At 31.8% G+C, this 8848-nt stretch carries 8 protein-coding genes; 2 read left to right on the forward strand and 6 right to left on the reverse strand.

Annotated features, from left to right (window positions below):
* Positions 1-140 precede the first annotated feature (140 nt).
* From VFS71_RS09000 to VFS71_RS09010, 3 genes are all read right to left on the reverse strand, one after another.
* Positions 141-635 carry a DUF2231 domain-containing protein gene (locus tag VFS71_RS09000; protein ID WP_326400742.1) on the reverse strand — a complete coding sequence of 165 codons (495 nt, stop codon included), beginning with the start codon at positions 633-635 and terminating at the stop codon, positions 141-143.
* A gap of 123 nt (positions 636-758) precedes the next feature.
* Entirely contained in the window at positions 759-2135 is a 1377-nt protein-coding gene (locus VFS71_RS09005; RefSeq protein ID WP_326400744.1) for a HAMP domain-containing sensor histidine kinase, read from the reverse strand.
* A gap of 4 nt (positions 2136-2139) precedes the next feature.
* Positions 2140-2808, reverse strand: a complete 669-nt coding sequence (locus tag VFS71_RS09010) for a response regulator transcription factor (protein WP_326400746.1) — start codon at positions 2806-2808, stop codon at positions 2140-2142.
* A 532-nt stretch (positions 2809-3340) separates the two neighbouring features.
* Between VFS71_RS09010 and VFS71_RS09015 the strand changes: the two genes are divergently transcribed.
* Positions 3341-5443, forward strand: a complete 2103-nt coding sequence (locus tag VFS71_RS09015; RefSeq protein WP_326400748.1) for an LTA synthase family protein — start codon at positions 3341-3343, stop codon at positions 5441-5443.
* A 92-nt stretch (positions 5444-5535) separates the two neighbouring features.
* Here VFS71_RS09015 and VFS71_RS09020 read toward each other — a convergent pair whose 3' ends face one another.
* Positions 5536-6537, reverse strand: coding sequence for a zinc dependent phospholipase C family protein (locus tag VFS71_RS09020; RefSeq protein ID WP_326400750.1), 1002 nt, complete (start codon positions 6535-6537; stop codon positions 5536-5538).
* 96 nt (positions 6538-6633) lie between these two features.
* Between VFS71_RS09020 and VFS71_RS09025 the strand changes: the two genes are divergently transcribed.
* Positions 6634-7368 carry a YoaK family protein gene (locus VFS71_RS09025; RefSeq protein ID WP_326400752.1) on the forward strand — a complete coding sequence of 245 codons (735 nt, stop codon included), beginning with the start codon at positions 6634-6636 and terminating at the stop codon, positions 7366-7368.
* Here the strand turns inward: VFS71_RS09025 and VFS71_RS09030 are convergent.
* Positions 7361-8326, reverse strand: a complete 966-nt coding sequence (locus tag VFS71_RS09030) for a YeiH family protein (protein WP_326400754.1) — start codon at positions 8324-8326, stop codon at positions 7361-7363. The genes VFS71_RS09025 and VFS71_RS09030 overlap by 8 nt on opposite strands.
* Before the next feature lie 73 nt (positions 8327-8399).
* Positions 8400-8848, reverse strand: a 449-nt coding sequence (locus VFS71_RS09035; protein ID WP_326400756.1) for a LysR substrate-binding domain-containing protein, incomplete at its 5' end; no start/stop codon positions are given.

The raw sequence follows: 8848 nt of genomic DNA on the forward strand, positions 1-8848 counted from the left end.
GTAAAATTGAGAACAGAAAAATAAGCGATATTATAAAAGAAAAAGCGAAGTTGATAAATCGATAATTTTCGCCCCGTTTAATTAACAAAAAAAGCGATCAAAAATGATCGCTTTTTTTGTTAACATTTTAATTCAGAAACCTAATCTTCGTGTTCTTCCGATTGTTTTACAGAACCATTAACCATTGTATTAGCATTTGCTCTTATTTCAGTATGGCGAATTTCTCCACCTGAAGTACCTACTTTTTGTACCAGAAACAATCCTGCAGTTGAAACACCCAATATCAAAAAGGAAAGCAGCTTAGCTTTTGCATTATTTTTAAAGTTCAAATATAAACCTGCAAGAGACAATACCCCTAAAACATAAAGCAAGACGGCTAATTTTTCTGCCAGCTCTTCGTGTTCGTGAATAATTTGTTTTCCAATATTTGGCATATCCTCAACCAATTCCTCTGCCCCTTCTCCAGTTGCCATACTTATTGCTCCAAAAATAGCTGCAACAATAAATAATGCATAAGAGGTATTTATCAATGTCTTATTTTTTAAAACCAAGCCAACTATTAAAATACCAAATCCAAAAATGGTCCCAATAATAGGGAAATGGTTTACTATCATGTGTAAATGTGCATCGTTCATAACTTAATTTTGTTTAATTATTAAAAGATTATCTATCTAAAGATAATACAATTGTTTGCTATTCAAAAATAGGAATGATTAAAATTAGCTTAATTCATTTAGCTCTTTTTATAAAACTTATGACTAAAATATAAGATAGACTTGTGTGCCTTTATTTAATTCACTTTCAATTTTGAATTCAATATTCAACAATTGGGTTATCCGTTCAACAATAGAAAGTCCTAAGCCAGAACCTTTAACTTCTGGATGAAGAGTTGGATTGGATCTGTAGAAAGGATTTAGAATTTTATCCAAATCGGTTTCTCGGATTCCAATTCCATTATCAGTAATAATACAACTAGTTTTCGAATCGCTTTTGGTAATAGTTATCGAAATTTTACCATCTTGATTGGAATACTTTATGGCATTTGAAATTATATTACTAATAATAGTACCGACTAAATAATTATCAGATTTTATGAAATAATCTTTTGCAAAATCATGCACAATTTCTATGTTTTTATCTTTTATTTTACTCGAATATAAGGTGAGGGCATCGAGAATTATGGCATTCAAATAGATTTTCTCAATACGCAAACTTTGCTTATGATTTTCGAATCGAGCCAACAAAAGCAATTGATCCACTAAATTATTCAACCGATTGACTTCTGAAATGCAGAAATTAATTTTCTCTTCATACTCATCTTGATTTCGTGGTTTGCGTATCAAAACTTCCAACGTTCCTTTTAACACGGTCAAAGGAGTTCTCAATTCATGAGAAGCGTCTGAGGTAAATTGCTTTTCCCGTTCGACTGCATTTTCAATTCGATCCAATAAATCATTAATTGTTTTTGAAAGCACAAATAACTCATCCTTATTTTGAGGCAAAATTATTCTATCTTTTAGATTGTCCTTTGTAATTCTGCTCGAAGTTTCAGTAATTAACGTTACTGGTTTTATACTGCGGCCCGCAATGAGTCTGGCAATAAAAAACAAGAGTAATAAAATTAATGGAAAAGCTATAAAAAGTGTATTTCTAAGATTGGTCAATATCAATGTAGCTTCATCTAAGGACATTGCAACAAAAAGGTAGCCTACTTTTTTATTTTTATCAAAAAGTGGAATTTGAATTTGTCTGATTGGTTTATTATTCAAAAAGGCATCAACAAATTGATTATCTCTATTGGATTTGTATAACTTCAGTTGGAATCCTTTAAGATTGGGAGACTTATCTATTAATTTATTGCTATTATCTAAAAACTGAACAAAAACGGGATTAACATTTACTCTATTATTATCACTTTCCCTCCATTGGTCTACTTGAATCAAATAAGCATTATTATTATCAATTTTAACCTCTTCCATGTATTCACTTGATTCTTCTAAAATATCATCATTTATATGCTCGTTGATACTGTAAGATGTGATTCCATATATAGTACAAAACACTACCGATATTAATAGTGCTGTACTAAGAATGTAATTAAAAGCAATTCTGTTTTTATAGGAGAATGAAAGCATTAATCTAATTTATATCGTTTGCAATATAACCAACACCCCGAATGGTTTTAATAAGATCTTCTTCTTTATTCAAATTGAGTTTTTTTCGAATGGCATTCATAAAAACATCAATTACACCTGTATCATATTCAAAATGAATATCCCAAACATCATTAATTATTTGGTTTCGAGTGCACACTTTTCCTTTGTTTTTTATCAAATAAACAAGTAATTCGTATTCCCTTTGTGTAAGCGAAACATCATGGCCATTTGCCGAAACTTGATGTTTTGACGGAATAATTTTAATTTTACCAAGTGTTAGAATATTGTTTTGATTTTCATTCCTAAAATGAATTTTGATACGTTCCACCAATTCATCAAAGCTAAACGGTTTTTTGATATAGTCATTGGCTCCAGCCTTCAAACCTTCTATGGTCTCAGAAATCGTATCCTTGGCTGTCAAAAACAAAATAGGTGTTTTAGAATCATCTTTTCGGATTTCTTTACACACATCAATTCCTAACATTTGAGGTAATATCCAATCCAACAAAATAATATCCACTTTTTGGTTTATAGCAATTTCGAGCCCCGATTTTCCATCATGGGCTACTACAACTTCATAACCTTCCTCTTCCAAGCCTTGCTTTAGAAAATTGGCAATTCCTATTTCATCTTCAACAATTAAAATCTTCATTTTTACTGTAATACAAATTTAAAATCAATAGTACCAATATTTGTTATCAAACCATCATTTCTTACGTAATGATTACACCTAAAATCAATATTTTTCAACCCAAAAGAAAACAGTTGGGCTTTTGTAAAAAGATCGGTATAAAAAACTCCGAACCCACACTGATTGACCAAAAACGTTGATAAATCATAATCAAAATTATAAATTTGGTCTGTTGATAAATGCATCTGATAAGGAGCAAAATACTTGGCCTTGGTTTTCGCATCTGAATTATGCACTATCGTTAGGAAAAACATATTTTCAGATGAGCTATACTCCATATTGGTTCCTTCACGAATACACAAAACATATACTACTAATTAATCTACTGTAGTTTCATTTTTTCAACTACGTCTATTCATTACAAAAGTAACTCAAATAATTTTGTTTAATTGCATGAATAAATGTGCCTTAAGTCAAATTTAAGAATCAAAGAATTGTTAAATAAAAATCATTTTAGATTCATTTCAGTACTTTTGCAAAAAAATAATACTTTATGAATTTTATAAAAAAGTTTTCTCCTTTTTACAATCTTGCACTTTTTTACATCCTAGTAAGTTTCGTTTTAAGAATTGTTTTAGCTCTACATCCAATAACACAAACCTCTTTTTCTCTTATTGATAGTTTAAAAATCTTTTCAGTAGGATTGATTTCGGATGCTTTTGTGTTTGTGATAGCAACTAGTTTCTTATGGTTGTATCTTATTTTTATATCCAATTCTAAATATTATAAGCCTTACGGCTACATCATATTTGGATTCTTAGTGGCATTATTGCTTTATATTGCGTCAGGAAAAACTATTCTGAATGAATATGGTGGAGCCCTTCCAAAAATCGGATTAATTTTCGTGGGAATCAAAACTTTGCTTTTTGGTTTATTGCTTTTTTTACCAAAGTACAGAAGCAAAATCAGATTTTGGTTATTCACTTTTGTAATGTTTTTATATGTTGTCCTTATTCTTCAAAACGGAATTAGTGAATATTTTTTCTGGAATGAATTTGGTGTTAAATACAATTTCATAGCTGTAAATTATTTGGTTTACACGAATGAGGTAATCGGAAACATTATGGAATCTTACCCTGTAATTCCTTTGTTTTCTGCATTATTTCTGATAGCTGGAACAGTAACTTATTTTATTATCAAAAGAACAAGAAACTACATTGATGAAATTCCAACATTCAATGATAAATTAAAATTATCTGCAATATATCTAGCCTTATTTGGAGTTTCTTTATTGGCCGTTCCTTATTTAGCCAAAAAAGAAAACTCCCAAAACGTATTTGCCAATGAACTACAGTCAAATGGTATGTACCGTTTCTACTTGGCCTTTATGAATAGTGAATTGGATTATTTTAAATTTTATAAAACAATACCCGAAAATGAAGCTTTTGCTTTGTTGGACAAACAAATCCCATCTATTTCGGGAATATCAACTATAAGACAAATCCAAAGTGAAACCACTGAAAATCAAAAGAATGTTGTTTTAATCACTATTGAAAGCTATAGTGCCGATTTCATGAAAGCGTACGGAAACGAGCAAAATATCACTCCATTCCTAGACAGTATAGCTCAAAAAAGTATGTTGTTTACCAATTTATATGCAGTTGGAAACAGAACCGTTCGAGGTCTTGAAGCTGTAACCCTATGCTTTCCTCCTACTGCCGGAGAAAGTGTGGTAAAAAGAGAAGACAACAAAAACAAATTTTCTACTGGTGCTCTTTTCAAACAAAAAGGATACAACGTGAAATTTCTTTATGGAGGCGATGCTTTTTTTGACAATATGGAAGATTTCTTTTCTGGAAATGGTTATGACATTGTCGATAAAAAATCATTTACACCCGAAGAAATTACATTTGCCAATGTATGGGGAGTTTGTGACGAAGATATGGCCAATAAAGCCATAAAAGTAATGAATGAAGAGGCTAAAACGGGCAAACCTTTTTTTAACCATTGGATGACCGTTAGTAATCACCGCCCTTTTACGTATCCTAACGACAAAATCGATATTCCCGGTGACATAAAATCTCGTGATGGTGGTGTAAAATATACTGATTATGCTTTGAGAAAATTCTTTGCAATGGCGAGCAAACAACCTTGGTTCAAAAATACCGTGTTTGTAATTCTTGCCGATCACTGTGCTTCAAGTGCTGGAAAAACAGAACTTCCTGTAGATAAATACAGAATCCCAGCAATGATTTATAGCCCAGGTTTTATTGAGCCTCAAAAATATACAAATGTAATGTCTCAAATAGACGTTATGCCAACACTTTTTGGATTATTGCATTTTGATTATCAAAGTAAATTTTACGGACAAGATGTTATGAAATCCGATTATAGACCAAGAGCATTAATTGCTACTTATCAGGATTTGGGATTAATAAAAGACAATGTATTAACTATACTTTCTCCTAAACAAACCGTAAAACAGTTTCAATTGACTTTAAAACCGGATCAAAAAACGGCAGCAGATTTTCAAATCTATTACGATCAAGTTCCTTTAAACAATAAAAGAAATGATCTTATAAACGAAACTATATCGTATTATCAAACGGCTTCGGATATATTGAAGAAAAAGAAATACCAAGTGATTCTTGATTAAATTTCAATTCTTTAGAATAAATATTAAAGCAAAAAAAAGCCTGTAAAATTAACATTTACAGGCTTTTCTATTTATTTCAGGCTACAGTCAAATTAAAAATCATTCTCACTTTCCAAACCAAAAAGCTTTCCGTTTTTCCAAAGCTTTAAATCATTTTTCAAATTCTTTTTATTACGATTAGTCATTTCTTTAGAATCTAAACCATCTAAATCTGGTTTTCCTGCATTTACCCATGCTGTGTACCAAAAATTGGTCGTTGCAATAATTGCCTTTCTCATTTGGCTTTCCACCATTCCATTCAAAGCGGTGTGGAATTGAGTTACATATTCTTTAGAATAGATTAAATCACCGAACTTATTTTTGGCAATATTCCCTTTCTCATCCTTATCATACAATGTCTCTGGAGTAAATGTTGCTCGCAATTTTCTGTCAATCAACAAAAGAGGCTCTACTTGACTATGGGAGTCTTTTAGCATATCCCAAGTTGCTTTTTCTACATTATCAATATACTTGGCTTCTCCCGTATAGAAATTATAATTTTTACCAAACATTTCCGGAATACGAGATTCAAACATAGAATGAATCCCTTTTTGATTCGTAAGTTGTCCATCGTGATTTGCTGAAGTATGCAATGGCATGTTTGCATCGCCTATGTAATGTGCTAAATCAGCAGCCAAGAACAAAATTTCAGTTTTTCTTTTGTCTTTCATTGCTTTTGTCAATTTAGTCATTACTTCTTGAATATACCAAGGCAGAATACCGTTATCGGTTAAAAATTTCTCATCGTACTTTTTCTTTGCTTCTTCAAATGGCAACGGAATAGATTCTACAGCACCAAAGTTCTCCAAATCCATATAATGACGGGGATTTTCTGCTTTATCACGTAAAGTATACTTGCGCAAATCCGGAACTGTTGATTCTTGGGTTATAAAATCAAGATGGTTATAAAAAAAAGTCTGCATTGGCTTTGGCAAGGCCATAACTGCCGCATTATTAATATGTTCATGACCAAAAATACCCCAAGACAAAGTAATAAAAGCGATACCAATTGCAGAAAAGGTAATGACTGTAGGTTTAATTTTAAAATTTTTCATTATATTTATTTAATTGAACTACAAAAGTATTTTTTTTAAAGATAATTTATGCAAATCAGGTTTAAATTTATGTTAATCCAAAGAAAATAAATTAAAATGTTTAGACACCAAGGCAAAAACAGAACATCTAAACATAATTTACGTCTCGCTACATTATTATCATTCGTAGCCGGTATCGTAAATATAACTGGGGTTTTGTCCGTAAAAACATTAACTACCAATGTTACTGGGCACTTTGCCTATTTTGCAGAAGAAGTTACAAAACACGATTACCAGGCTGCCATTGTGTTTTTAATCTATACACTGTTCTTTTTGGCAGGGGCTTTTACATCCAATTTTTTAGCAGAGTTGGTTTCTACAAAAAAACAAGAACTTTCGCATTTACCCTCGATAACCATCGAATTTCTTATTTTGGTTACTTTGGGACTTTTGGGCACACAACCTGATTTTTATTTATTTGATGGAAAATGGATTGCCTTTGGTCTTCTTTTTGCAATGGGAATCCAGAACGCTTTAGTTACCAAAATTTCACAAGCAACCGTCAGAACAACACACTTAACAGGACTTTTCACCGATTTGGGGATTGAATTATCACAATTGTTTTTTTATAAAAAACCAGAGGAACAAAAAACCTTAAAAACCAGTATATACTTGAGACTGTCCATTATTTCATTCTTCTTTCTTGGTTGCTTCATCGGTGGATTTACATATGGATATTTAGCACTTAGGACACTATTTATTGCGGCTATTTTTCTATTGGTAGCACTTTATTATGATTATATTCGATTACATTTCATTGCAATAAAACGAAAAAAAATTCATTTTAATTGAAATATAATATTGCCAATAAAGTCCCAACAGCAATACTTACCCAAAGAAAAATACCTTGAAGTAAAGGAAAGATCCCAACAGATTTCAAAACAGTACTGTTAAGCCCTGCTCCTATCAAAAACATAGTAACAGTAAGTCCTATCTTAGCAATTGAAACCAAATGTGGAGCAACACTCGCAACAGGAGAAAAATAAGTATTGCAAACCATAGCCAAAATAAACAATCCAATAAAATAAGGAATCTTCACTTTGCTCTTTTTATTTTTAAAAACGACTGCTGTAATCAAAGCCACAGGAATAATCCAGAAAGCTCTGGCTAATTTTACCGTTGTAGCTACTTGCAAGGCTTCTGCGCCATATTTATTGGCAGCACCAACCACTGAACTAGTATCGTGAATTGCAATCGCACACCACATTCCAAAATCGTTTTGAGACATATTCAACCAATGTCCGATTAATGGAAATGCAAACAAAGCAATCGAATTAAGTATAAATATAACTCCCAATGCCACCGAAGTCTGCTTTTCGTCCGATTGGATTACCGGAGCAATAGCCGCAATAGCACTTCCACCACAAATAGCGGTTCCGCAAGAAATAAGATGTGATGTTTTCTTTTGAATTTTAAACCATTTTCCCAATAAGGTCCCCAAAGTTATTGTTGCTATAATAGAACCAATTGTAAAAATGAAGCCTTCCTTTCCTGCAGCAATAGCGCTATGGACATTCATCCCAAACCCCAACCCTACTACTGAAACTTGCAGTAATATATTGGTTGCTTTATGATTTAAATGTAAAAAAGGATGTCCTGATACATTGGCTATAACCAAACCTAATACTAAAGCAACAGGAGGAGAAATAATAGGAAATAAACATAGAAGAAGTATTAAAACAAAAATGACTTGCTGTACTGCAGCATTCATTTTCAATAATTGTTGGATATTAACTATAACCGTTTTCATTTATATTGTTCTTTTATAACACTACAAAGGTCACTATAAATCTACAGCGTCGCCAATTGTAAAAAATAATCCACTATAACTTTAGGTTATAATAACTCGAAATGTTCTTTATGAATAATTCAGTTAGAGAATCTGATTTTCCTTGTAGGGTAATAATGTAAAAATAACGCTCAATCGTCAAATTATCCACATCAATAATTTGCAATTCCTTATTTTTCAACTCTTTTTCGATAGCATGTATCGACATGAAAGCAACACAATTCGAATTCATCAAATAGGATTTTATACTTTCAGTACTTCCCAATTGCATTTCAATCTGCAATTGGTCAATTTTGATATGGAAAGGTTTTAAGGCATATTCAATAACTTCAAGTGTTCCGGAACCTTGTTCCCGCACAAGGAATCGCAACGATTTAAGATCGGCTGGATCAATTTCTTTTCTTTTAACCAATGGATTATTGGAATTGCAAACCAAAACCAACTCATCTCTCATGAATTGCGTGTATTTTATGGATTGATTTT

Origin of the sequence: Flavobacterium sp., from assembly GCF_035760125.1 — a bacterium.
Lineage (GTDB): Bacteria > Bacteroidota > Bacteroidia > Flavobacteriales > Flavobacteriaceae > Flavobacterium.